The organism is Azospirillum sp. Sh1 (assembly GCF_008365135.1).
In the GTDB taxonomy this organism is placed as follows: domain Bacteria; phylum Pseudomonadota; class Alphaproteobacteria; order Azospirillales; family Azospirillaceae; genus Azospirillum; species Azospirillum oryzae.
The window spans coordinates 86,800-111,664 of sequence record NZ_VTTK01000003.1 but is presented as its reverse complement, the minus strand read 5'-3'; the positions used below and the strand labels follow the sequence as shown (position 1 = coordinate 111,664).

Sequence of the window (24,865 nt, the reverse complement as noted above, 5' to 3'; positions counted from 1 at the left end):
GTCGCAACCTTGTTGCATTTTGCCGCATCCATCCCGCCTCTGTTTCAGAGTTGTCACTGCACTGCAGCAGGGGCCGAAAGATGCGACTCTATATATTGGGCACGCATCTTCACGAAGACCCGATGTCCGAACTTAATCTTTGTTATCAAAGGGGATCATGTCCGAGCAGGCGGACGACCGCGGCACGCAGGGCGAGCGGCGCGACCGGCTTGTGCAGCAGAGGGTACCCGGACAATCGTGCCTCGCGCAGGCGCTTGGGGTCGGTATCGCCGGTCAGGATCATCCCGGGCACGGGGCGCTCGAACAGCTTGGCGATCTGCCGGATCGCGACGATGCCGTTGGCTGCACCCTTCAGCCGCAGATCGGAAATGATGAGGTCGCAAGGCTCCGGAGCGGGACCGAGCCGTTCGACGGCCATGTCGTAGGACTCCGCCCCGACGACGCTGCACCCCCATTGCCCCAACAGCGCCTCCAGGGCGGCCAGCACCATGGGATCGTCCTCGATCACCAGGATGCGGGTGCGGCTGATGTCGGTGGTGCTGCTGTCCGGCGCCGGGGCCGTGACGGCCTCCTCCCGGCCGGAGGCATCGGTCGCGTCGGCGCCCGTATCGACAGAGAGGGGAACCACGACCGCGATGACGGTGCCCCGCCCCTCCTCGGCGCAGACTTCCAGCCCAAGGCCGAGCTTCCGCGCGAGGCCGCGCACCAGGGTCAGGTCCAGCCCCAGCGACCCCGCCCCTTCCCCGGCCGGCTTCGCCAGTTCCGCCCGCAGGGAAGCCAGACGTTGCGGCGACAGGCCGCGGCCGCTGTCCCACAGTTCGATGCGCAGATGATCGCCGCGCGCGCGGCAGCCCAGCAGGACGCGGCCCCGGACCATGCCGCGCAGGGTGTTGGCAATCAGGCCACGTAGCAGACGTTCGAGCAGCGCCGAATCGGTCCGCACGATGGCGGAACAGGGCATCACGGTGAAGCGCAACCCACGGTCGGCGAAGCGCGGCGCCACCTCCATCGCAAGACGCATCAGCACGCCGTTGACCGCGTGGGTGCGGATGTCCGGTTCGGTCAGGCCACTCTCCAGACGGACAAGGTCGAAATGGCCGTCGACCATGCTGCGCATCGATTCCACCGCCTGGGCCATCGAGCGCAGCAGGTCGCGATCCGGCCGGTCATCAAGCCTGCCACCCAGCCTGCCGCCCAGCCTGCCATCGAGCGTGCCGATCAGCAGGGACAGCGCCGCCAATGGCTGGCGCAGGTCATGGCTCGCGGCGGCGAACAGGCGCCCTGCGGGATCGCCCATCGGCGTGGCCGCAGTCTTGCGGGAATTCGATGACGGAGGCGATCCGTCGAACCGCCACACCATGCCGCCGCCGGCAAGCGGCAGGACCGTGTGCTCCGGCATCATGCCGGTTGGCATCACGCCGGTATCTGCACCGGCGGAGAGGTGGGCGCACAGATCGTCTGCCGACAGACCGGCGATCAGGCGGCCGGCGAGCGCCGGCAGGTCAGCTGCCGCGGGCGTCCAGTCGGCCAGCAGTCCGTTGGCACCGAACACCAGAATGGCCGGCACAGTACCGTCGGCGTCATCTTGGCTGCCGTTCACGGTCACACCTGCATCTCATGCCTCATGTTCCGATAGGACTCAACACTATGGAAGGCGCGGCCCGTTGCAAAGCCCGCCATTCGGCAGACTACACGCGAAGATCATAGCGATATTCTCAATCAAACCTTTCGTTGCTTTTTCGGCAAATCCACAGCAATGCTCGAGCAGTCAACCCGCCCTGTTACAATTCGACAAATATTCGATGACCCTCCAAGCCTGGCCTTCAGTGTTTTTTAGGAATGGCCCGCAATGATGGCGGAATGGATTGCGATGCGCAGACTTGTGCCGACGATGGGCACGACAGGGCCGAGGCCGGGAAATTCCCGTCAGTCGATCCGCTGCTGTTCGCCATGCTGCAACTACCGGACGCCGTTGCGCTCTTCAAACCGCACACTGATTGCACCGGCGCGCTGACGGACCTGGAATGGCTGTTGGCGAACCCGGTGGCGGAACGGCTGCTGGGCGTCGCCCCGCTGACCGGCAGGCGGCTGCGCGGGGGTGGCACCGATGCCGCCTGCCCCGGACTGTTCGCCGCGTTGGCGGACGCCCTGCATGGTCCGGTGGAGCGCACCGTCGCCGCCCGGCGCGGGACGACGCCGGTGCGCTGGCGGGTTGCGGCCGGACCGGTCCCCGGCGGGCTGTGCGCCATCCTGACCGATCTCGGTCCCGAGAACCCGTCCGTGGCCGAGGCGCTGGCTGAAAGCCTGACCGCGGCGCTGGAACACAGCGCCGAGAGCTTCGCCCTGTTCGATCACGCGGACCGGCTGGTCCATGCCAACAGCCGGCTGAAGAGGGACCTGCCCGCGCTGGCCGACCGGCTGGTTCCCGGCGTGCCGTTCGAGGAGCTGGCCCGTGGCTTCGCCTCGTCCGATCCGCGCCTGACCACCGAGGAGGAGCGTGCGGCCTGGATGACGGCGCGGCTGGAGCGCCATCGCCGCCTGGAGCCGCCGGTGGTGGTGCCGCTGGCCGACGGGCGCTGGCTGCTCAGCCGCGAGCATGCAGTGCCGGGCGGCGTGCTGGTCCATTACACCGACGTCACCACGCTGAAGCTGAACGAGGAGCGGCTGCGCATCCGTGAGACGGAGGCACGCGCCGCCCGCGCGGAAGCGGAAAGCGCCAGCCGCGCCAAGAGTGCCTTCCTGGCCCAGATGAGCCACGAACTGCGCACGCCGCTGAACGCGGTTCTGGGCTTCTCGGAAATGCTGCTGACGGAGCCGTTCGGGCCGCTGGGCAATCCGCGCTACCGCAGCTATGCCACCGACATCCGTGATGCCGGCACCCACCTGCTGGCGCTGATCGACGACATTCTGGAGCTGTCGCGCCTGGACAGCGGCGGCATGCCGCTGGCGGAGGAAGGGGTGGATCTGGACACGCTGTCGCTGCGGGTCGTCACCGCCCTGAATGAGGTGGCGGCGGAAGGCGCCGTGCGCATGCGCCGGGAGGTGCCGGCCGACCTGCCGCTGCTGCAGGGCGACGCCCAGGCGCTGACCCAGATGCTGACCAACCTGCTGTCGAACGCCGTCACCCACACCCGTCCCGGCGGCGAGGTGGTGCTGACCGTGAATCTGATGCCCGACGGCGGGCTTGGGCTGATGGTGGCCGACACCGGCGTCGGCATCCCGACCGCCGACCTTCCCCGCATCCTCCACCCCTTCGATCCATCGGACTCCACCATCGCCCGCAACTCCCGCGGGACCGGGCTGGGTCTGCCGATCGTCAAGCGGCTGGTGGAGATGCATGGCGGGCGGCTGGAGCTGACCAGCCAACCGGGGGTCGGCACCGCGGTGGTGCTGGTCTTCCCCGCCGATCGCAGCCTTCCGCGCGACCGCTGCCGTCCCGCCGCCCTGCCACCGGTCATTCTGCCAAGCTGATTGGGGCGGACTGACCCGGACGGCCTGATCGCGACCGATTTTTTGCCAATTGGCGGGCTTTTGTCCCTTGGCGGCAACGCGCCGACCGGTCATTGTGAGGCCATGTTCCCTACCCGTTCCCGTTTCGATGGTGGCACCGCGCCATGAGCGACGATATTGCCGTTCCGGTTTCCGACTGCGATTCCGGTCTTCCGGCCGGGGGTGCGCCGCCGATCTTCCGTGGCGTGCGGCGGGCGCTTGCTCTGCGCGGCTTTGCGACCCTGACCGAATTCCGGCTGGCGAGCGGCCGGCGGGCCGACGTTCTGGCCATCGACGAGGCCGGCAGCATCCTGATCGTCGAGGTGAAGAGCGGCGTTCCCGACTTCCGCTCCGACCAGAAATGGCAGGAGTATCGCGACTGGTGCGACGCCTTCTATTTTGCGGTCGACGACGGGTTCCCGACCGAACTGATCCCGGAGGATTGCGGGCTGATGGTCGCCGACGCCTATGGCGCGGAGGTCCTGCGCGAGGCGCCGGTCGCCAAGCTGGCCGCCGCCCGCCGCAAGACCCTGCTGCTGCGCGCCGCGATGACCGGCGCCGGACGCCTGCATCGGATCGAGGATCCGATGTTCACCCAGGCGTCGCCAACGGTCTGATCCCGCCGCCCCCCGACCTTTCCGGTGCGCGACGACGCGGAACCGGGTAGACTGGGCAACCATATCAACCAGGGAGAGCGGACCGGCATGACCGCGGACCGGACGGGCGGAGCAAACCCCTTGCACATCCTGCTGGCGGAGGACGAGACGGTCACCCGCCTGGCCGCCCGCGCCCTGCTGGAACGTGCCGGCCATCGGGTGGTGGCGGTGGAGGATGGACCGGCCGCCGTCGCGGCGGCTGCGCAGGGCGGCTTCGACCTGATCCTGATGGATCTGGACCTGCCCGGCCTGCCCGGCGACGAGGCGGTGCGCGCCATCCGCCGGCAGCCGAACGGCGCCGCCCCGCGCATTCTCATGCTGACCGCCAGCGCCACCGCGCAAGGGCACGCCCGCTGCACCGGCTGCGGCGCCGACGGCATGCTGACCAAGCCGCTGCGGCTGGACGCCCTGTCCTCCACACCCGGTGGCGGACCGGCAGCCGCACCGTCGTCAACCGGGCCGGCCTTCGACGAGGGGGCCCTCCGGACGATGCGGGAAATGCTGCCCGCCGCCCGCGCCGCCGAACTTCTCGACCGGACGGCCGCGGTGCTGGATCAGCATGGGCAGGCGCTGGCCGCCGCGCTGAAGGCTGGGGACCGGGAGACGGCCGGGGCGCTGGCCCACAAGATCGCCGGCGTGTCGGGCCAATATGGCTGTCTGGCCGTGCGCCGGGCGGCCCGTGCTTTGGAGGCGGGCCTGGAGCAGCCGGGCGCCGATCAGGGGCAGCTGACCGTCGAATTGGCCGGCACGCTGGCGCCGGCCCTGGATTTCCTGAAGCGGAGCGCTGCCGCGGCGCGGGAATGAGCCCGGCCGCCGGCGTCTGCCGTCGTCAGCCCCGCTCGCCCGGCGAGACGGCGACGCAATGGTGGCCGTGCTTGCTCAGAACGGCGCAGGCCTTGCGGGCGTCCTTTTCGTCCAACCCGATCAGGCGGGCACGATAGACGGTTTCCTTGCCGGCCTTCGCCTGCACGACGCTGGGCTTGGCCGTCCGCAGCAGGAAAGGCGCCTGCTTGACCGCCTGGCTCACCGCCTTGTTGCCGGCCGCCTTGCTGGAGAAGGCGCCGACCTGGACGCCCCAATGCGAAGAGGCACTGCCTCGACTCGCCTTCTCCTCTTTCGCGGGCGCGACCGGGATCGCCGCCGTCTGCAGCGACGCACGGACCGGCTTCGCCTTCACCACCGGTTCCTCATCGTCGTCCCCCTCGCCGTCGACAGCGTCGGAGCGCGTGGTGTCGAGGCTCGCCATAACCGGCCCGTCCTCGTGACCCCGGCCGGGCCGGCCGAAGGCCTGATCGAGCAGGGCCGCCATCTTGTTGTCGCGCGACACGGCCGACTTTCCGCCCATCACCACGCCGACCAGACGACGGCCATCCCGAACCGCCGAGGCGGCGAGATTGAAGCCGGACGCGACGGTATAGCCGGTCTTGATGCCGTCCATGCCCTCGTAGCGGGACATCAGGTGATTGTGGTTGGCCAGCGTACGGCCGCCATAGACGAAGTTGCGGCGGCTGAAATAGGGGTAATACTTGGCGTGGTCGCGCATCAGCGCGCGGGACAGCATCGCGTAATCGCGGGCGGTCGTCACCTGCTCCATGTTCGGCAGGCCGGAGGCGTTGCGGTAGACGGTGTGGCGCATGCCGATTTCGCGGGCCTTGCGCGTCATCATCTCGGCAAAGCGCGACTCGGTGCCGCCCAGCGCCTCCGCCAGCACCACCGCGGCGTCGTTGGCCGACTTGGTGACGAGGCCGAGGATCGCCGTCTCCACCTTCAGGGTCTGGCCGGCGCGCAGGCCCAGCTTGGTCGGCGACATGCTCTCCGCCCAGGACGAGACCGGCAACTGCTGGTCGAGGGTCAGGCGACCGTCGTCCAGCGCGTCGAAGGTCAGGTACAGGGTCATCATCTTGGTCAGGGACGCCGGATGGGTGATCGCGTCGGCGTCCTGGTCGATCAGCACCTGCCCGGTCCGGGCATCGACGACGATGGCCGCGGCCTTTGCCGCCAGCGCCTCGGCCGCGGACAGGCCGGATCCGGCCGCCACCATTCCCAGCAGCGCGGCAGCCGCGAACAAATTGCGACCCACACCCGCCGAACTCCGCCCCCCGTTCGTATCCGCCGCGCGAAAGGCGAACGGAAACAATCCGTTACGAACGGTGTTGCGCGTTACACTCATGATGGCCCCGCCAACCGCTAGATACTGGTGCTTGGTTCAATGGTAAATTCGTGCGAAATCAGTGTCTAGCATGAATTCGTTAATTTACTGCTTTGGCTTTTCGCAGTTTCTGTGGCCAAAATTGCGGGTCCTGCATGACGAGGGAAAGGACGGCGGACAAGGGCACGGCGGAAGGGTTACGGCAGGGGGCAGACGGGTTACCGGCGCCATCCGACAGGCCGAAGCCCGCCATCCGGGGCTTGCCGCAGCGCCCTTTCTTCTCCACCTACCAGGGGCCGCAGACGCGAGGCAAGCGACAATGAGTCGTGGTCATCAAAGAACCGTTCCGGCCACCCTTTTCCGCCATGGCCTGGCCCGGCGTTTTGCCCGGGGGGCGAAGTCGGCGGCCATGGCCGTCTCCCTGCTGGCGCTCGCCGGCTGCGGCTCGGTGGGGCCGACCGACAATCCGCTGGCGCGCAAGCTGACCTGGTTCAGCTATCTCAACGGCGACGATCTGCGGTCGCGCTGCGGCAAGGACGGCGCCGACCGCTTCCGCCTGATCTTCAACGCCGATTACAATCGGCACGTGCGCACCTATGACGTCGTCGGCGACCCCGACCGCGGCGGCGCGGCGGTGGAGGCGCATGTGATCGAGGCGACGGACCTCGCCCGCATGACGCTGACCGACCCCTTCTCCGCGGCGCGCGGCCGCACGGCGACCCTGCAACTGACCGCGGCGCAGTATGACCGCTTCATCGGCCGCCTGCGCGACGACGGGGCGTTCGACCCGCCGCCCCAGGGGCTGCGGCTGCCGTCCAATGGCTTCTATTGGCTGATCAACGGCTGCCGCGCCGGGCAGTGGTTCTTCACCGCCTTTCCCTACCCGTCCAGCCGCTTCACCGACGCCCGTTTCCCGGAGCTTCTGCGCGGCCTCGACCCGACCGGCGTCGCCTTCCCCGGCCTGCCGGAACCCGACGACGCGCCGCGCAGCCTGCCCTCTTCCGGCCAGCTGGCCGACGGCGGGGTGTTCTTCGAGATTCAGGTCGGTCGGGATGGGTTGGTAGGCCCGACCGCCCCCTTCGGGGCGCTGCTGCTGAGCGCCCTTCCGGGGAACTGATCGCCGGCCGGGCCGCGTCCTTTCAGACCGCCTCTTCGGCGGGTTGGCGCGGACGCATCTCTTCCGGGACCAGCGTCTCGACCCAGGGACCGTCCGGCATGCGGCGGGCCAGCTCCGTCAGGTTGCGGTTCCACCACTGGCGCTGTTCGCTGAGATCGTCATAGTCGTAGTTCGACTGGCGCCAGCTGCGCGACTCCGCATGGTAGGACACCATGTCGATCGGGAAGCCGACGTCGTTGGTGGAGAAGCGGGTGCTGTCGAAGGACAGATAGGCCAGCTTCAGCGCCGTCTGCATGTCGGTGCCGTAGGTCAGCGCGCGGTCCAGGATCGGCTTGCCGTAGGCGGTGGCGCCGATCGACAGGTAGGGCGTGCGTTCGTCCACCTCGATCCAGTTGCCCTCCGGATAGACCAGGAACATGTAGGGTTCGCGGTCCTCGGCCAATTGGCCGCCGATGATGGCGTGCAGGTTGAAGTGCAGCTTGGACGCCTCCAGCGACTCCCGGTCCTCCGCGGCGACTTGCCGCAGGCAGGTGGTGAAGGCCGACACCGCGTCCAGCATGGTGGCATAGGCCTCGCCCCGGCGCTTCTGCATGTCGCGGCGCAGATAGGCCAGCGTCTTGTCGCGGACGCTGCGCAGGCCGGAGTTCATGATGAAGAAGCGGTCGCCGCCGCTGCCCATCATCGTCACCTTGCGGGCCGACGACAGTTGCGATCCGCTGGTGATTCGGCCGTCCGACAGACCGATCAGGCCGTCGCGGGTCTTGATGCCAAGGCAATAGGTCATGGTCGAAATGGTCCCGAAGATGCGGCCTGATGAAGGGATGGCCCGGCGCGCCGCGTCCAAGCGCCGCACCTGACCAATGGCCGAGGCGAATCCCCTCCACGGCCACGCTACACTTGTCCCAGCGCCGGTAAAGTCTTCGTTAAGGACAGTCTCCATCGGAGACTTGCCGCCGCTTCCGCGGCCGCCGCCCCGACCGCAACGAAGGCGGCCATGACGTCACAGGAAATTCACGCTTTCGGGGTACCGTTCGGCACAAGGGAGTAAGCCGCATACCCGCCGAACGGACTGTTGACACCGCGCAGTGCTTAGCCCATAAAACCCTTATATTGCAGTGCAGCATTTTTCGGGGTCGGTCAACGGCCGCCGGGAAAACCGTGACAACGGCTGCACAACGTAAAAACGCAACATACACCGCTGCCGGCCGGCCCCGTGCCACGCTTTGCGGCGGCTGGGTCCACTCTCCATACGCCGGCATCAGCCAGGAAGGAACGCGCGTCATGAACCAGTTTACGCCGAAGTCGCTCGAGACCGTCGCCGCCCAGGCCAAGGAGCAGTACGAGGGTCTGGTGAAGGCCGGCCAGGAGCAGACGGTCAAGCAGTTCGAGCAGACCGCGACCGCCGCCAAGGAGCAGTTCGAGAAGACTGCCGCCCAGCTGCTGAAGAGCTATGAGGACCTGCAGGCCACCGGCAAGGCCAATGTCGAGGCGCTGATCGCCAGCAGCACCATCGCCGCCAAGGGCGCCGAGGATCTGGGCCGCGAGGTCGTCGCCTATGGCCAGTCGGCGCTGGACAAGTCCATCACCACCGGCAAGGCCCTGCTGGCCGCCAAGACCCTGCAGGAAGTGGTGGAGCTGCAGAACGATTTCCTGAAGTCGAGCTTCGACGCGATGCTGGCCGAGACCAGCCGCCTGCAGGAGCTGACCAGCAAGGTCACCAACGAGGCGCTGGCCCCGCTGAACGCCCGCGTCACCGCGACGGTGGAGACCTTCTCCAAGCCGATCGCCGCCTGATCGGCCCGATTGGACGAGACCTGACGGCCGGGGTTCAGCCCTGTACCCCGGCCCCGCAGACGGCCCGGCAACCTCCACGCGGTTGCCGGGCCGTTTTGCGTTCCGGGCTCCGCACCTGCCCGCCGCCGACTTTTGTGCAGTGCACAATATCCATTGACTCCGCGCCCGGATTTCCTTACATTCTGCTCATGTTGCAGTGCAGCATATCTCGGGCGCCCGGTTCTTCGGGGTCCGAGGGTTTCAACCCACTCCGCGCCCGGTCGCCGCATCGTCGGGGCCGCGCGGTTGACCCCTGAGAGCGCGAGGAGCATAGCCATGTCCGACCAGATCGCCGCCGTCACCAAGTCCGTCGAAGACGCCATCGCCACCGCCAAGCAGAACCTGGAAGGCCTCGTGAAGGCCCAGCAGGAGCAGATGGAAAAGGCCTCCGCCCAGGTGATGAAGGGCTATGAGGAGCTGACCGCCCTCACCAAGGGGAATGTCGACGCGTTCGTGCAGTCCGGCACCGTCGTCGCCAAGGGCGCGGAAGAGGCCGGCAAGCAGGTCGCCGCCTTCACCCAGTCCTCGCTGGAGAAGGGCGTGTCGAACGCCAAGTCCATGCTGGCGGTGAAGACGATCCAGGAGCTGGTCGAGCTGCAGAAGGCCTACACCAAGGCCAGCCTCGACGCCCTGATGTCCGAGAGCACCAAGCTGCAGGAACTGACCGTCAAGGTCGCCAACGAGGCGCTGGCTCCGCTGAGCGCCCGTGTCAACGCCACGGTCGAGGTCCTGTCGAAGAAGCCGATCGCCGCCTGACCATACTTACAGACGCTTCGTCCGGAACAGTCCGGCGTCCCTTTATGGGGCGCCGGATTTTTTTTGCCTGCCGGTACGGCCATGCCGAAGGTCGCGCGTAAGGCATACGTGTGCCACGGCGAGCTCACGATTCGCGACCGGCCCAGCCAACGCTCCCACCGCCCCCCTCAGTGGCGGCGGCGCTCCGGCTTCCGTCCTGTTTCCCGATCACTCCAAGCCGCCCAGATGATGACGCCAAAACTACCGCGTCGCTACACACGCATTCCTATGCAAAAAAGACAAAATCATCCGTATTTCCATAGCGAACTCATATGTATTTATTTTATTTCTCTGGATGTTTGTTATCAACAACGACCATCATTAGTACTTATCTCCAAATGTTGCGTATGTATTCTTATATAAATTTGCTAGTTTGTTATAAAGATTCCGTTTGACTCTTAGCGAGCAAAGACTGAGACAGAATATGTTCTTTCAATAACTGACACTGGATTGGATAAATCTATGGCTACCCAAGGCAAATGGATCCTGGTCCCGGGTGGACTGAAACAAGTCTCCGTCGGCTCTCGGCAGTACATCTGGGGCGTCAATGGGTCGAGCCAGATTTTCGACGCTGTCGGCGGCATCGCTTACTGGAGCAACGTTGCGGGAGCGCTGTCCTGCGTTTCCGTCGGCGCCGACGGAACCGTCTGGGGCGTCGACAGCACCGGCAAAATCTATCGTCGGGACGGGAGCAGCTGGACCCAGATCCCCGGTGTCCTGAGCCAGATTTCCTGCGGTTCGGCAACGAATGTGTGGGGCGTCAACTCCGCCCGCAACATCTTCAAATGGGTCAACAACGGCTGGACGCCGGTCCCCGGCAGCTTGGCGAACGTGTCCGTTGCGAGCGACGGGACGGTTTGGGGGGTTGACGCCTCCGGCAACATCTTTCGCTGGGACGGGAGCAAATGGGTGCAGGTGCCCGGCACCCTGACACAGGTCTCCTGCGGCTCGGCGTCGATCATCTGGGGCGTCAACAATGCCGGCAACATCTTTCGCTGGACGGGCAGCACGTGGGATGTGGTGTCCGGCACGCTTGCCAACATTTCGGCTGCTGCCGACGGGACCGTCTGGGGCGTCAACAGCGCCGGCAACATCTTCTATTTCCTGCCCGACGAACCGCTTCTGATCTCGAACCCGGCCCTGTTGGAAAAGAAGCTGGAGCCGACGGAAACGGCGGACTATGGCTTCACAGTGACCAATGTCGCGTCGGGTGTGACCGCGACAAACATCTCGCTCACGCCCGTTTATGACAAGAAGCTCTTCGACGCCAACAAGATCGCCGTCAGCGGCATTCCGCTCACCGTGCCCAGCCTGGCTCCCGGCGCATCCGCCACGCTGAAGTTCACGATCACGACCAACGGCGCGACGGTCGGCCCCTACGCCTTCTACGGGGTGAACGGGACCTATACGCTGACCTCCAGCGACAACACCATCAACGTCAACTCGACCGGCGGCTGGATGAATTTCCAGGTCGAAGAGGATTGATCCAGTCTACGATCCGGCCCCCCGGCAGGCGCCGGCGGGAAGGGTGACGGCAATGCGACAGCGCGGGGACCGGAAACGGTCCCCGCGTTCGTTTGTGGGCACCATGTCGCGCCGAACCGCCGAAACCCTGCATAGGGATTCCCGCCGATTGCGGCCCAAAGGCAAGAGGTGTCTCCTATTTAGGGGTATCGGAAGGCCGACCGGACCAAAGGAGGGTCTGCCAAATGGAGGGAGACCGAAAACGGCCCCTTCCCACCGCGCCCGAAATGACCATATCATTCACAGTGACAGTGCATCGCGATGACATTCGACTGGGACCATGGCCGACTCTGACAAGCAGGGCAACGACGGCACGAACAGCGGCGTGGTCGTAAAGGCCAAGCCAAAGACAAAAAAGCCGTCGATGTATAAGGTCTTGATGTTGAACGACGATTATACTCCGATGGAGTTCGTCGTTCTCGTTCTCGAACGCTTCTTCAGCAAATCGCGGGAGGAAGCGACCCAGATCATGCTGCATGTGCACCGGCGGGGTGTGGGGTTGTGCGGCGTGTTCACCTACGAGGTGGCGGAGACGAAAGTCACGCAGGTGATGGACTTTGCGCGCCAGCACCAGCATCCGCTGCAATGCACGTTAGAAAAGGATTAGACCCACACATGCTGTCGCGTAACCTGGAACAGACGCTGCACCGAGCCCTGGCCCACGCGAACGAGCGCAGGCATGAATACGCGACGCTCGAACATCTTCTGCTCGCGTTGACCGAAGACTCCGATGCTACTGCCGTCTTGCGCGCTTGCGGGATCGACCTCGACCGTCTGCGCGCGGAACTGTCGGATTACCTCGACAACGAACTGGCGAACCTTATCACGAACAGGCCTGATGATGCCAAGCCGACGGCTGGCTTCCAACGGGTTCTGCAGCGTGCGGCCATCCACGTCCAGTCGTCGGGACGTGAGGAGGTGACGGGAGCAAATGTGCTCGTTGCCTTGTTCTCTGAACGCGAGAGCCACGCGGTCTATTTCCTGCAGGAGCAGGAGATGACCCGGTTCGATGCGGTCAACTACATCTCTCACGGAATCGCGAAGGCTCCGGGCCGCTCGGAAACCAAGCGGGTCTCGGGCGCTGACGACGAGGCGGCGGCGGAGAAGGTCGTGAAAAAAGGCAGCGAAGCGCTAGAGGCGTATTGTGTCAACCTGAACAAGAAGGCGTCCGGCGGGAAGATCGATCCGCTGATCGGCCGGGAGCAGGAGGTCGAACGGACCATCCAGATCCTGTGCCGGCGGTCGAAGAACAATCCGCTGTACGTCGGCGACCCCGGTGTCGGCAAGACTGCCATCGCCGAGGGGCTCGCCCGCCGCATCGTCCAGCAGGAAGTGCCGGAGGTGCTGCGCAACGCCACCATCTTCGCGCTCGACATGGGCTCGCTGCTGGCCGGCACCCGCTACCGCGGCGATTTCGAGGAGCGGCTGAAGGCCGTCGTGTCGGAGCTTGAGGCGACGGAGGGGGCCATCCTCTTCATCGACGAGATCCACACGGTGATCGGCGCCGGCGCCACCTCGGGCGGGGCGATGGACGCCTCGAACCTGCTGAAGCCGGCCCTGGCCTCCGGTTCGCTGCGCTGCATCGGGTCGACCACCTACAAGGAATACCGCAGCTATTTCGAGAAGGACCGGGCGCTGGTCCGCCGCTTCCAGAAGATCGACGTCAACGAGCCGTCGGTCGAGGATGCGATCAAGATTCTCCAGGGCCTGAAGCCCTATTACGAGAAGCATCACAAGGTCACCTACACCAACGACGCCATCCGCGTCGCGGTGGAGCTGTCGGCCAAGTATATCGGCGACCGCAAGCTGCCCGACAAAGCCATCGACATTATCGACGAGGTCGGTGCGGCGCAGATGCTGCTGCCGGAGAACAAGCGCCGCAAGAAGATCGGCGTGAAGGACGTGGAGGCGGTGGTCGCCAAGATCGCGCGCATCCCGCCGAAGTCGGTCAGCCGCGACGACAAGGAAACGCTGCTGAACCTCGAGCGCGACCTGAAGACCATGGTCTTCGGCCAGAACAAGGCGATCGACGCGCTGGTCTCCGCGATCAAGCTGGCCCGTGCCGGCCTGCGCGAGCCGGAGAAGCCCATCGGCAACTACCTGTTCACCGGCCCGACCGGTGTCGGCAAGACCGAGGTGGCCCGCCAGCTCGCCATGACGTTGGGCATCGAGCTGACCCGCTTCGACATGTCCGAGTACATGGAGCGGCACACGGTGTCGCGCCTGATCGGCGCCCCGCCGGGCTATGTCGGCTTCGACCAGGGCGGCATGCTGACGGACGCCATCGACCAGCACCCGCACTGCGTCCTGCTGCTGGACGAAATCGAGAAGGCCCACCCGGATCTGTTCAACATCCTGTTGCAGATCATGGACCACGGCAAGCTGACCGATCACAACGGCAAGATCGTCGATTTCCGCAACGTCATCCTGATCATGACCTCGAACGCCGGGGCCGCCGACATGGCCAAGCCCGCCATCGGTTTCGAGCGTGACCGCCGGGTCGGCGAGGACATCGAAGCGGTCGAGAAGATGTTCACGCCGGAGTTCCGCAACCGTCTCGACGCGATCATCCCCTTCGCGCCGCTGACCCAGGAGGTGATCAACCGCGTCGTCGACAAGTTCATCATGCAGATGGAAGCGCAGTTGGAAGACCGCGGCGTGTCCATCGAGCTGAACGAAGAGGCGCGCGAGTGGCTGGGCAAGAAGGGCTACGACCCGCTCTATGGCGCCCGCCCGCTTGGCCGCGTGATCCAGGAGTACATCAAGAAGCCGCTGGCGGAAGAGCTGCTGTTCGGCAAGCTCAGCAAGGGCGGTCTGGTCAAGGTCACCGTCAAGGACGACAAGCCGGCCTTCGACTATGCCGAAGGCAACCGGCCGAAGCGTACCTCCGGCGACGATGACGAGGAGATGGTGTCGGAGATGGTCGAGTAACCTCGGCCGATCCGTTCCATATCGTAAAAAAGGAGGCCGTCCGCGGCCTCCTTTTTCGTTGTGCGGCAGGCGGATGCGCTCTTTTGCATCGCTTCGTCACCGCGCGAAACTTTTGCGCGACTGCCGGACTGCGCTATGGTCGCGGCATGACCGATCCCGTCGCCATGCAGCCCTCCGCTGCGCCCGCCCTTCCCCACTCCGCCGACGCGCAGGCGCCCCTGATGCCCGCGCCCGACGCGCTGCGCATCGCCTTCGCCTGTGCCGACACGGAGGAGGCGCGGGCAGCCCGCACCCGGCTGGTCCATCGCTATGGCAACGCCACCGCGGACGAGGCCGATGTGATCGTCGCGCTGGGCGGCGACGGCTTCCTGCTGGAAACGCTGCACCGGGCGCTGACCCGCGACCGCCAACGGCCGACGCCGGTCTACGGCATGAACCGCGGGTCGGTCGGCTTCCTGCTGAATGTCTACCGCGAGGAGGATCTGGCAGAGCGCATCGTCGCGTCCCAGCATGTCCGCCTGCACCCGCTGCGCATGGTGGCCACACGGGTCAACGGCGAACGGGTGGAAGCGCTGGGCATCAACGAGGTGTCGCTTCTGCGTGAGACGCGGCAGGCGGCAAAGCTGCGCATCACCATCGACGGTGTGGTCCGGCTGCCGGAGCTGATCTGCGACGGCGCGCTGGTGGCGACGCCGGCCGGCAGCACCGCCTACAATCTGTCGGCCCATGGCCCGATCGTGCCGCTGAACGCCGGCGTGCTGGCCCTGACCCCGATCAGCGCCTTCCGCCCGCGGCGCTGGCGCGGCGCCCTGCTTCCCCATGCCGCCCGCATCTGCTTCGACGTGCTGGAGGAGACCAAGCGCCCGGTCAGCGCCGTCGCCGACTTCACCGAGGTGCGCGAGGTCCTGCGGGTCGAGGTGCAGGAATGCCGCGATGTCGGCCTGACCCTGCTGTTCGATCCCGAGTTGAATTTCGAGGAACGCATCCTGAAGGAGCAGTTCGCGCCCTGAGGCGGCCGACGCCCGGTCCTTACGCGCGTCTGGCGACCCAGACGGCGGTCAGGTCGTCGCGCAGCGGCAGGTTGGTGCGGGCATAGAAGCTGTCCATCATCGGGCGCAGCGGATGCTGGCGGTCGCGGGCCAGCCCGTCGCGGACGAAGTCGGGCACCGCGTCCTGCCCCAGCGGGCCGCACTCCTCGCCACCGCATTCGATCAGGGCGTCGCTGTAGAGGAACAGGAAGCCGCCGCGCGGCAGGCGATGGCTCTGGTCGACATACTGCGCCCGGCGCGAGGCGCCCAGGACGAGCCCCGCCGAATCGAGCAGGCGGATATCCGGCGCGTTCCCCCTTGTGGCGGACGGCATTCCCAGAACCGGGTTGGGCGAACCCGCCGCGGCGAAGGTCAGCGTGTCGATGGCGAGGTCGAGGATGCCGAAGAAGGCGGTGGCGAACTGACCGGTCGGCAGCACGTCCTTCAGGGCGGAGTTCAACTGCACCAGCCATTGCGACGGCGCCATGTGCTGCATCGGGAAACGGTCGATCAGCGTGTGCAGGCGGAAGGTGTTGATCGCCGCGGTGATGCCGTGCCCGGCGAAATCGACCATCAGCAGCCCCAGCCGCCGGTCGCCCAGCGGATAGAGGCCCCAGAAATCGCCGCCCAGTTCCGACGAGGTCTCGAAATGCGCATCCAGCGTCAGGCCGTAGCGGTCGGCGACCTCGGCCAGCCGGCGGTTCTCCGGCAGAAGCGAGGTCTGCATGGCGCGGGCATGCGACAGCTCGCGCTGGACCCGCTCGCGGAAGGCGGCAAGGTCGCCGAACAGCTTGCGCTTCTCCAACTGGTGGCGGACGCGGGCCACGCATTCGCCCGGCTTGATCGGCTTGGAGATGAAGTCGCTGCCGCCGGCCTCGAAACAGCGCACCTGCTCCTCGTCGCTGTCGAGCGCGGTCTGGAACAGGACCGGAAGCTCCTCGTGGGTGGCGTTGCGGCGCAGCGCCTCGCACATCTCCCAGCCGTTCATCACCGGCATGTCGACGTCGAGCAGGACGAGGTCGGGACGGAAGCGGTCGACGGCCGCCAGCCCTTCCCGGCCATTCTCGGCAAAGGCGATGTCGGTGATGCCGGCGCGGCGGATCACCAGGGCAAGGGATTTGCGGTTGAATTCGTTGTCGTCGACGATCAGGACACGGCAGTCCGACAACGACAGGGCGGGCCCGGCCATGGACGCTCCGTCAGCGGTCGAACTGCAGGACGGTGCAGCGCCCGCCATCGGTCACCGTCACCCGCGAGGCCAGCGTGCGCATGAAGACGAAGCCGCGGCCCGAACGCGCCTTGTTGCCGCTGATGGCCGGAGCCAGTTCGGTGTCGAAGCCGCCGCCCTGGTCCACCACCGCGATGGCGATGCCCTGCTCGTTCCAGCGGCAGAAGATGTCCAGCCGGCGCCGCACCACGGCGGGATCGCCCAGCCGGTCGCGCATCATCTCGCTGAAGCGGCGGTGGCCGCCGGGCTCCCCCTTCACCGCACTGGAAAGGCCGAGGTTGCCGTGGACGATGGCGTTGGCGACCGCCTCGTGCAGGCAGAGTTCAACATTGGAGCGGCGTTGCGGGTCGAGCGCGCCGCGCCGCGCCAGTTCGTCGCAGACCAGCACCGGGCATTGCAGGCCATAGGCGGTGCCGGTGGTCAGCGACAGATAGAATCCGGGCAGGTCCGGATTGTCCGCCGCCGGTGCGCCCGACCAGTCGTCCAGCAGGGCCGCTGCCTCGTCGGCGCCCTCACCCAGCTCCACCGTCAGGAACGGACCGCGGTCGAAGGCGGCGCGCAGCCGGTCGCGGTCCGCCCGCTCCATCAGCAGCGTTTCCACCACACGTTCCCCCGGCCGTTCCCCCGGCCGTCCGCTTGGCCGCGCGTCCGGGGACGCGGGACCGTCGCCCGGCTGCTGGTCCGTTCCACAGAAGCGCGCAAGGACGCGGGCGGCCATATCGGCGGGCACCCGGTCGCGCAGCAGGCTGAAGCCACGCAAAGCCGCTTCGGCCGGAGGCTCGGCCCTGCGGTCGTGGTGAGCGGCGTCCATGCGGCAAACTCCCATCGGACGGAAACCGGCAGGCGGGCGGGATCGGCCCGGCCGGTCCCGCGGTTCGAATTCGGCCGTTCAGGGCTCGATGGTGATGATCTCGCTCAGCCGCGCGAGTTCGATCGACCGCCTGACGTCTCCCGCCGGGCCGCGAACCACCATCTTGATCTCGTGGTTCTCGGCCTCTTCCTGGAGGATCAGCAGCATGCCGAGACCGGCGGAGTCGATGAACTCCAGCGCCGACATGTCGAGGACCAAGCGACGCCTGCCGGTCTGCGCCATCGGGTCCAGCATCTCGATGATGCCGGGTATCTTGTCGTGGTCGGTGAACTCCAGGCGGCCGGCCAGCCTGACCTCGGTCGCATCGCCTGTATTGGTCGTCTTGAAATCCATAAATCCTCTCAACCGGTCCGCAGCCTTGGTCGCATCCATACGAATGCGCGCGAAACCCAGGCATATTGCTTATGCACAGTAGTGCATTCCGTCGCCTTGTCTCAAGTGCCGATGCTGCAGCTACGCAGTATTTCCCGGAACTGCAACGCTGCTTCCATGATCGGCCTCGGGATTCACCCCCATGGACGGGTTGCACGCAACGGAGTAGAACATATCCGGGAAGGCACGCGCGCCGCGTGTCGAACCGGCGGCGCCGGCTCGATGGGCACCGGTCGCGGACATCCACCGCCGGGCCCCGCCCATTCCGCACGTCCCGTCCAACCGCCCTTACCCAGAACCTCCGGAACGGCAACGCATGACCAGGATCGCTGAGGCGTGGCGTCGTGTCCCGACGGTATCGGCCAAGTTCCTTCTGATCCTCGTGCCGAGTCTGGTGGTCGCCGTCTCGCTGTGCTCCGCCCTGTTCTATTACGACCGCTACAAGGATCTTCAGGCAGGGCTGCGGGAAAAGGTGGCGGCCATCGCCGACGTCAACGCGGCGGCGCTGACCAACAGCCTGTGGACCTTCGACGTCCCGGCGATCCGCAACGTCATCCAGGCCATCGGCGCCAACCGCGAACTGGTCTGCGTCGAGGTCAGCGACGATCTGGCGGAGGGGTGGTTCGTCTGGCCGGGATCGAGCTGCCCGTCCGTCGACGACTCCCATGTCGAGCGCCGTGTGATCCGGGTGCAGAACCTCCAGGTCGGCACCCTCACGCTGCATTACAGCCAGGACGTCGTGCGCGAACAGCTGCGGCAGGAGGTGGTGAACACAGCGGCGCTGCTTCTGCTGATGCTGGCCGGCACCATCGCGGCGGCGCTGGCGGCGTTGCGGCTGACGGTCGGGCGGCCGCTGGGGCGGCTGATCGCCTCCATCCTGGAAGCGGAGCGCGGCGGCGGCCACAAGCAGGTGGACTGGGGTGCCGCCGACGAGCTGGGCCGGGTGATCCAGGCCTACAACGCGATGCTCACCCGGCTGGGACAGGAGGAGGCCGCCCTGCGCAAGAGCGAGCAGCGGCTGGCGCTGGCGATCACCGCGACCCGGTCCTCGGTCTGGGACTATGACCTGCACACCGGGCATTATTGGTGGTCGAAGGAGTTTCCCGCCCTGCTCGGCTATGGCTCCAACGAATTGTCGATGACGGCGGAGACCTGGTCTTCGCTGCTGCACCCGGACGAGGCGGAGCGCGTGATGGCCGAATCGCGGCGGCGCCTGCGCGATTACGCCATGGCCTACACCGCCGTCTACCGCATGCGGCGGCGCGGCGGGCAATGGGCCTGGATCGAGGACCGCGCCACCGCCCAGCGCGACGCCGACGGCCGCGCGCTGCGCCTGACCGGAACCATGTCCGACGTCACCGAACGGGTGCGGGCGGAACTGGATCTGGCGCATGAACGCAACGTGCTGCAGGTGACGCTGGACAACACCGACCAGGGGATCATCAAGGTCGACGGCGACGGGCGGGTGGTCACGGCGAACCGCCGGGCCGCGGAACTGCTGAACATCTTGCCGGAGGTGCTGTCCGGCAATCCGCGCTTCGCCGACATCGTGGCGATCCAGCGCCGCCAGGGCGAATTCGGCGAGATGGGCGACGATCCCGACCTGTATCTGAGTTTCGGAACCGGCCCGGGGGGCGCCGGCATGGCCGCCGCCGGAGCGGGTCCCGACGATGAGTTCGGGATCCCGCTGGGCGAGCCGGCGGGGATGATCGACCAGCCCTTCACCTTCAAGCGCCGCCGCCCCGACGGCCGCATCGTCGAGGTGCGCACCAACCCGCTGCCGGAGGGCGGCTTCGTCCGCACCCTGACCGACGTGACGGTGGAGGCGCGCTCGGCCGAGGAGATCTTCAATGCGATGCAGGAACTGGAACGCGCCTATGCCGACCTGAAGGAGACCCAGGCCAGTCTGGTCCAGGCGGAGAAGATGGCCTCGCTTGCCCTGCTGGTCGCCGGCGTCGCGCACGAGATCAACACCCCCATCGGCATCGCCTTCGGCTGCGCCACCCACCTGTCGGGGCGGACCTCGACGCTGGCCGAGGCGTTCGAAAGCGGCACGATGAGGAAGTCCGAACTCGCCGCCTATGTCGCCACCGCCGGCGAATCCTCCCGCCTGATCGAACAGAACCTGACCCGCGCGGCCGAGCTGATCCAGAGCTTCAAGCGCGTCGCCGTCGATCAGACCAGCGAGGAGCGGCGCCGCTTCGACCTGCTGGCCTATCTGGAGGAGGTGGTGACCTCGCTCGGCCCCACCCTGCGCAAGAGCCGCCACCGGGTCGCCATCGCCTGTTCGCCCGGCATCGTGATGGACAGCTTTCCCGGTGCGCTGAGCCAGGTGGTGACCAATCTGGTGATGAACGCGCTGACCCACGCCTTCCCGGCCGACTGCAAGGGACACATGGTCATCGACGTGGACGAGACGGCGGACGGCGAGGTGGAGGTCCGCTTCGCCGACGACGGCGTCGGCATCCCCGCGGAGAACCTGCCGAAGGTGTTCGAGCCCTTCTTCACCACGCGGCGCGGGTCGGGCGGCAGCGGGCTGGGGTTGCACATCGTCTTCAATCTGGTGACGCAGTCGCTGGGCGGGCGGATCTCGGTTGACAGCGTTCCCGGCGATGGAACTACCTTCACCCTGCGCATCCCGAAGACCGCAGCAACCGCCTCGACCACAGCGCCCCCCACCGCCTCGGCCCCCACCGCCACCGCCACCGCCATGACGACGCCCGTATCGCTGGAGAAGGAACCCGCATGAGCAGCGGCGCCTACGACGACGACGAGATTCTGTTCGCCGACGAAGAGGCGGACGGCGCCGCGGCCGGGCATGACGCGGTGGCGGCGCGCGCGGCCATCTTCGACCCGGCGGCACCGCCCTGGCCGATCCTGGTGGTCGACGACGAGTCGGACGTGCATTCCATGACCGGACTGCTGCTGGCCGACGTCTCCTTCCAGCGGCGGCGGCTGGACCTGATCAGCAGCTTCACCGCGGCGGACGCCCGCAACGTGCTGGAACACCGGCGCGACATCGCCGTGATCCTGCTGGACGTGGTGATGGAGGAGGACGATTCCGGCCTGAAGCTGGTGCGCTGGATCCGTGACGAGCTGGGCAACCGCGACATCCGCATCATTCTGCGCACCGGCCAGCCGGGACAGGCGCCGCAGCGCGACGTGATCGTCGATTACGACATCAATGACTACAAGCCGAAGGCCGATCTGTCGGCCGAAAGCCTGTTCACCGCGGTGATCGCGGCCTTGCGCGCCTTCGACCAGATCCAGTCGATCGAAACCCGGGTGGCGGAGCGCACGCGCGAGCTGCGCGAGAGCCGCGAACAGGCGGAAGAGGCGACCAGGGCCAAATCCGCCTTTCTCGCCACGATGAGCCACGAGATCCGCACGCCGATGAACGGGGTGCTGGGGATGCTGGGCCTGCTGGAACGGACCGACCTGGACGAGCAGCAGCGCGATACCGTCGGCACCATGCGCGAATCGGCCAACGCCCTGCTGCGCATCATCGACGACATCCTGGACTTCTCGAAGATCGAAGCCGGGAAGATGGATCTGGAGCGGGTGGCGCTGTCGGTGCCGGCCCTGGTCGAAGGGGTGGCGGAAACGCTGGCGCCGGCCGCCGGGGCCAAAGGACTGACACTGCTGACTTATGTGGACGCGGCAATTCCGCAGTCGGTGCTGGGCGATCCGGTGCGGCTGCGCCAGATCCTGTTCAATCTGGCCGGCAACGCCATCAAGTTCACCGAGGCGGGCCGCGTCGTGCTGCGTGCCGAGCTGGAGCCGGCCGGCGCCCAGAACGACGCGGGCGAGGCCGAGCCGCTGCTGCGCATCGCCGTGTCCGACACCGGCATCGGCATCGCCGAGGCCTCGTGCCAGCGCCTGTTCCAGCCCTTCACCCAGGCCGAAAGCTCCACCACCCGGCGTTTCGGCGGCACCGGACTGGGGCTGTCGATCAGCCGCCGGCTGGCGGCGCTGATGGGCGGCGAGATCGGGGTGGAGAGCAAGCCCGGCGAAGGCTCCACCTTCTGGCTGCGCCTGCCGTTGGACCGCGCCGCCGGTCCGGCGTCGGCGGAGGACGGCCAGGACGCCATCGGGCTGGACGGGCTGACGGTCCTGCTGGGCGTGCCCGACGACATGGAGCGCGGCTTCCTCGCCCGCTATCTGGAGCAGGCCGGCGCCCGCGTGCTGCCCGCCGCCTCGCCGCCCGAACTGGCGGCCCAGGCCCGCATCGCGCGCGAGGCCGGCTGCGCCGTCGGCGTGGTCGCCATCGACGAGGCTCTGCACATCCCCGCCGCCGCCTGCGCACCGGAGGAGCTGGGCCGCCGCATCGGCGAGGCCCGGCCGCCGGTGGTCCTGCTCTGCCACGAAACCGGCGGAAAGGCCGGTCCCGATTCCCTCCCCGGCACGCGGGGAGCGGAGCCGGGCACGATGGTGCTGAGCCGGCCGCTGCGCCGGCTGGTGCTGCTGCGCGCGGTGGCCGTCGCCGCGGGGCGTCTGTGCCCTTCCCAGCCGGCGGCCCAAACCAGTTCCCACCGTCCCGCGACGGCACAGTCCTCGAACAGAGCCGGGCGCGGCCAAGCCGGCTCCGCCAACGGCCCGGCTGCACCCGGCGTCGAGGAGGCGATGGCCCAGGGGCGGCTGATCCTGGTGGCGGAAGACAATCCGGTGAACCGCAAGGTCCTGCAGATGCAGCTGCAGGCACTGGGCTATGCCGCGGAGATGGCGCCGGGCGGGGCGGAGGCGCTGGCGGCGCTGGACGCCATGCGGCAGGGCCGGCGCCGCTACGCCATGCTGCTGACCGACGTCCAGATGCCGGAGATCGACGGGTTCGAACTGACCCGTCAGGTCCGCAGCGACGAGGTGTCGGCCGGCGCGGGCAACCGCCTGCCCATCGTCGCCATCACCGCCAACGCCGCACCGGCCGACATCGAGAGCTACCGCGCAGCCGGAATGGACGATGTGCTGAGCAAGCCGCTCGAACTGTCGCAACTGGCGGTGACGCTCGCCCGCTGGATGCCGCCGGCCCCCGCCGATGCAGACATGCCCGATGCCGCCAAGCCCGACGCCGCCATGACGCCACCTGTATCCACCGCCGCCACCGCGGCCGGCAGCGGCGCTTTGGTCGATCTCGGCAATCTGCGCGCGCTGTGCGGCGGCGATGAGGCGATGCTGGCGGAGTTGCTGAACGATTTCGTCACCATCGGCCGGGGCGTGCTTGCCGACCTGGGGACGGCGCTCGGCAACGGCGACCGTGACTGGGTGCGGGCCTGCGCCCACAATCTGAAGGGCTCCTCCCGCAACGCCGGCGCCAAGCCGCTGGCGGAGGCGGCCCGGCTTCTGGAACAGGCCGCCACCGAAGGCGCCCCGCCCGACCGGCTGACGGAGGCGGCCGACCGGCTTCGCGACAGCTTCGCCGCGACCTGCGACGCCATCGAACAGGAACTTGCCGGAACGGAGCAGTCGACGGCATGAGCGATCCGACGGATTTCCGACCCGGCCGGCGGGAGGCCCTCGGCCTGCTGCTGGGGACCGCCGCCACGGCCGCCGCGCCACGCGCCTTCGCCCAGGGCGCTCCGCCCGATGTCGCTCCGCCCGATGTCGGCGTGCCGCGGCTGGGCGAGGAGTTGACGCCCTTCGGCGCGGTGCGGGCCGGCAACCGCACGCGGGCGATCCCGCCCTGGACCGGCGGCCTGACCGGGGCGCCGCGCGGCTATGTGCCCGGCCGCCCGCCGCCCGATCCCTACATCGAGGATGTCCGCTGGTTCACCGTCGGCGCCGCCGACGTCGAGCGCTACAAGGTCCGGCTGACCGCCGGCCAGCAGGCGCTGCTGACGAAATATCCGGAAAGCTTCGAACTGGCGCTGTTCCCCTGCCACCGCAGCGCCGCCGCACCGCAACGGATCTATGACGCCACGCTTGCGAACGCCGACCGCGCCGGATTGGAGGGAAACGGGCTGGCGTTGCGCGATGCGTCGGTCGGCGTGCCCTTCCCCATCCCCGCCAACGGCGTGCAGGCGATGTGGAACCACAAGCTGCGCTGGCGCGGCGGCAGCGTGTCGCGCACCAGCCTGACCGTGGTCCAGTCCGGCGACGGCAGCCGTTCGATGACGAAGCTGCGGGAGGAGTTCGTCTCCCCCTATGCCGACGGCGACATGGCGGCACCGCCGCTGCTCTATCGCCGCACCATCCTGGAACCGAAGGAGCAGTCCGGCAGCAGCCTGATCCTGCAGGGGACCCTCGACCCCATCGCCGCGCGCACCCATGCCTGGGCGCGGGAGGGGGAGCGTGGCCGCGTGGTGAGGGCGCCGGACTTCGCGTATGACACGCCGGACCCGGTGACGGGCGGCATCTGCACCGCCGACATGCTGGACATGTTCAGCGGCGCGCTCGACCGCTTCGACTACACGTTGGTGACGCGGCGCGAGATGTACATGCCCTACAACGCCTACCGGCTGTCCAACCCCGGCCTGACGTTGCGGGACATCCTGTGGCCGGGGCATCCCAACCCGCAGTTCCTGCGCTATGAGATGCACCGGGTCTGGGTGGTCGATGCGCGGCTGAAGTCGAATTTCCAGCACACCCTGCCCGACCGCACCTATTACCTGGACGAGGACAGCTGGCAGATCCTGGCGTCGGAGCATTACGACGGCAAGGGCAACCTGCTGCGCTACGCCGAGGCGCACCCGGTGCAGCATTGGCAGGTCCCCGCCCTGGTGCCGGCGGTGGAGTTCGCCTTCGATCTGACCGCCGACCGCTACACCGCCCGTGGCTTGGACAACGGCCTGCCCCCGCCGATATTCGGCGCGCCGCTGACGCCGCAGGATTTCACCCCCGACGCCCTGGTCCGCCGCGGCCGGCGGGGTTGACGGATC

The 24,865-nt window shown here is 67.5% G+C and carries 19 protein-coding genes; 13 read left to right on the top strand and 6 right to left on the bottom strand.

The window, feature by feature from the left end; genetic code table 11:
* Positions 1-145: 145 nt before the first annotated feature.
* Positions 146-1,600 (bottom strand): hybrid sensor histidine kinase/response regulator, encoded by a 1,455-nt coding sequence (locus FZ029_RS05040; protein WP_149268245.1) that lies wholly within the window; start codon positions 1,598-1,600, stop codon positions 146-148.
* A gap of 260 nt (positions 1,601-1,860) precedes the next feature.
* On the opposite strand from FZ029_RS05040, the gene FZ029_RS05035 reads away from it, so the two are divergent.
* From FZ029_RS05035 to FZ029_RS05025, 3 genes are all read left to right on the top strand, one after another.
* Entirely contained in the window at positions 1,861-3,471 is a 1,611-nt protein-coding gene (locus tag FZ029_RS05035; protein WP_247892149.1) for a PAS domain-containing sensor histidine kinase, read from the top strand.
* 143 nt (positions 3,472-3,614) lie between these two features.
* Positions 3,615-4,106 (top strand): MmcB family DNA repair protein, encoded by a 492-nt coding sequence (locus FZ029_RS05030; protein ID WP_149268244.1) that lies wholly within the window; start codon positions 3,615-3,617, stop codon positions 4,104-4,106.
* A gap of 87 nt (positions 4,107-4,193) precedes the next feature.
* Entirely contained in the window at positions 4,194-4,949 is a 756-nt protein-coding gene (locus FZ029_RS05025; RefSeq protein ID WP_149268243.1) for a response regulator, read from the top strand.
* A 25-nt stretch (positions 4,950-4,974) separates the two neighbouring features.
* On the opposite strand, the gene FZ029_RS05020 is transcribed toward FZ029_RS05025, so the two are convergent.
* Positions 4,975-6,225 carry a D-alanyl-D-alanine carboxypeptidase family protein gene (locus FZ029_RS05020; RefSeq protein WP_149268242.1) on the bottom strand — a complete coding sequence of 417 codons (1,251 nt, stop codon included), beginning with the start codon at positions 6,223-6,225 and terminating at the stop codon, positions 4,975-4,977.
* A 478-nt stretch (positions 6,226-6,703) separates the two neighbouring features.
* Here FZ029_RS05020 and FZ029_RS05015 point away from each other — a divergent pair, with 478 nt between their 5' ends.
* Entirely contained in the window at positions 6,704-7,411 is a 708-nt protein-coding gene (locus FZ029_RS05015) for a hypothetical protein (RefSeq protein ID WP_149268241.1), read from the top strand.
* 22 nt (positions 7,412-7,433) lie between these two features.
* Here FZ029_RS05015 and FZ029_RS05010 read toward each other — a convergent pair whose 3' ends face one another.
* Positions 7,434-8,195 (bottom strand): peptidase, encoded by a 762-nt coding sequence (locus FZ029_RS05010; RefSeq protein ID WP_149197482.1) that lies wholly within the window; start codon positions 8,193-8,195, stop codon positions 7,434-7,436.
* Between the two features lie 497 nt (positions 8,196-8,692).
* On the opposite strand from FZ029_RS05010, the gene phaP reads away from it, so the two are divergent.
* The 6 genes from phaP to FZ029_RS04980 all read left to right on the top strand — a co-directional run bounded on the left by phaP (position 8,693) and on the right by FZ029_RS04980 (position 15,504).
* Complete coding sequence (phaP, locus tag FZ029_RS05005; protein ID WP_149197483.1) at positions 8,693-9,205, top strand: TIGR01841 family phasin; 513 nt, start codon at positions 8,693-8,695, stop codon at positions 9,203-9,205.
* Positions 9,206-9,520: 315 nt separating this feature from the next.
* Positions 9,521-10,000 (top strand): phasin family protein, encoded by a 480-nt coding sequence (locus FZ029_RS05000; RefSeq protein ID WP_149268240.1) that lies wholly within the window; start codon positions 9,521-9,523, stop codon positions 9,998-10,000.
* Positions 10,001-10,501: 501 nt separating this feature from the next.
* On the top strand, positions 10,502-11,524 hold the full coding sequence (locus FZ029_RS32895; protein WP_188051819.1) for a tectonin domain-containing protein: 1,023 nt from the start codon (positions 10,502-10,504) through the stop codon (positions 11,522-11,524).
* A gap of 319 nt (positions 11,525-11,843) precedes the next feature.
* Positions 11,844-12,170 (top strand): ATP-dependent Clp protease adapter ClpS, encoded by a 327-nt coding sequence (gene clpS / locus FZ029_RS04990; RefSeq protein WP_063633957.1) that lies wholly within the window; start codon positions 11,844-11,846, stop codon positions 12,168-12,170.
* A gap of 8 nt (positions 12,171-12,178) precedes the next feature.
* A complete protein-coding gene (clpA, locus tag FZ029_RS04985; RefSeq protein WP_109075459.1) occupies positions 12,179-14,494 on the top strand; it encodes an ATP-dependent Clp protease ATP-binding subunit ClpA in 2,316 nt (771 codons plus the stop codon).
* 221 nt (positions 14,495-14,715) lie between these two features.
* Positions 14,716-15,504 carry an NAD kinase gene (locus tag FZ029_RS04980; RefSeq protein ID WP_149197703.1) on the top strand — a complete coding sequence of 263 codons (789 nt, stop codon included), beginning with the start codon at positions 14,716-14,718 and terminating at the stop codon, positions 15,502-15,504.
* Between the two features lie 19 nt (positions 15,505-15,523).
* Here the strand turns inward: FZ029_RS04980 and FZ029_RS04975 are convergent, their stop codons facing one another.
* The 3 genes from FZ029_RS04975 to FZ029_RS04965 all read right to left on the bottom strand — a co-directional run bounded on the left by FZ029_RS04975 (position 15,524) and on the right by FZ029_RS04965 (position 17,954).
* Positions 15,524-16,711, bottom strand: a complete 1,188-nt coding sequence (locus FZ029_RS04975; protein WP_149268239.1) for a fused response regulator/phosphatase — start codon at positions 16,709-16,711, stop codon at positions 15,524-15,526.
* A 10-nt stretch (positions 16,712-16,721) separates the two neighbouring features.
* Positions 16,722-17,561: an ATP-binding protein gene (locus tag FZ029_RS04970; protein ID WP_247892148.1), complete on the bottom strand. Its 840-nt coding sequence runs from the start codon at positions 17,559-17,561 to the stop codon at positions 16,722-16,724.
* Between the two features lie 78 nt (positions 17,562-17,639).
* Positions 17,640-17,954, bottom strand: coding sequence for an STAS domain-containing protein (locus FZ029_RS04965; RefSeq protein ID WP_149197487.1), 315 nt, complete (start codon positions 17,952-17,954; stop codon positions 17,640-17,642).
* Positions 17,955-18,309: 355 nt separating this feature from the next.
* On the opposite strand from FZ029_RS04965, the gene FZ029_RS04960 reads away from it, so the two are divergent.
* From FZ029_RS04960 to FZ029_RS04950, 3 genes are read left to right on the top strand one after another with little or no spacing between them, the layout of a single operon-like run.
* Positions 18,310-20,742 carry an ATP-binding protein gene (locus FZ029_RS04960; RefSeq protein WP_149268237.1) on the top strand — a complete coding sequence of 811 codons (2,433 nt, stop codon included), beginning with the start codon at positions 18,310-18,312 and terminating at the stop codon, positions 20,740-20,742.
* The gene (locus FZ029_RS04955) at positions 20,739-23,465 is read left to right on the top strand and encodes an ATP-binding protein (protein ID WP_149268236.1); all 2,727 of its coding nucleotides are present in this window, start codon (positions 20,739-20,741) and stop codon (positions 23,463-23,465) included. Before FZ029_RS04960 ends, FZ029_RS04955 begins: the two co-directional genes overlap by 4 nt.
* On the top strand, positions 23,462-24,859 hold the full coding sequence (locus tag FZ029_RS04950; protein ID WP_149268235.1) for a DUF1329 domain-containing protein: 1,398 nt from the start codon (positions 23,462-23,464) through the stop codon (positions 24,857-24,859). Before FZ029_RS04955 ends, FZ029_RS04950 begins: the two co-directional genes overlap by 4 nt.
* The last annotated feature ends 6 nt before the right edge of the window (positions 24,860-24,865 follow it).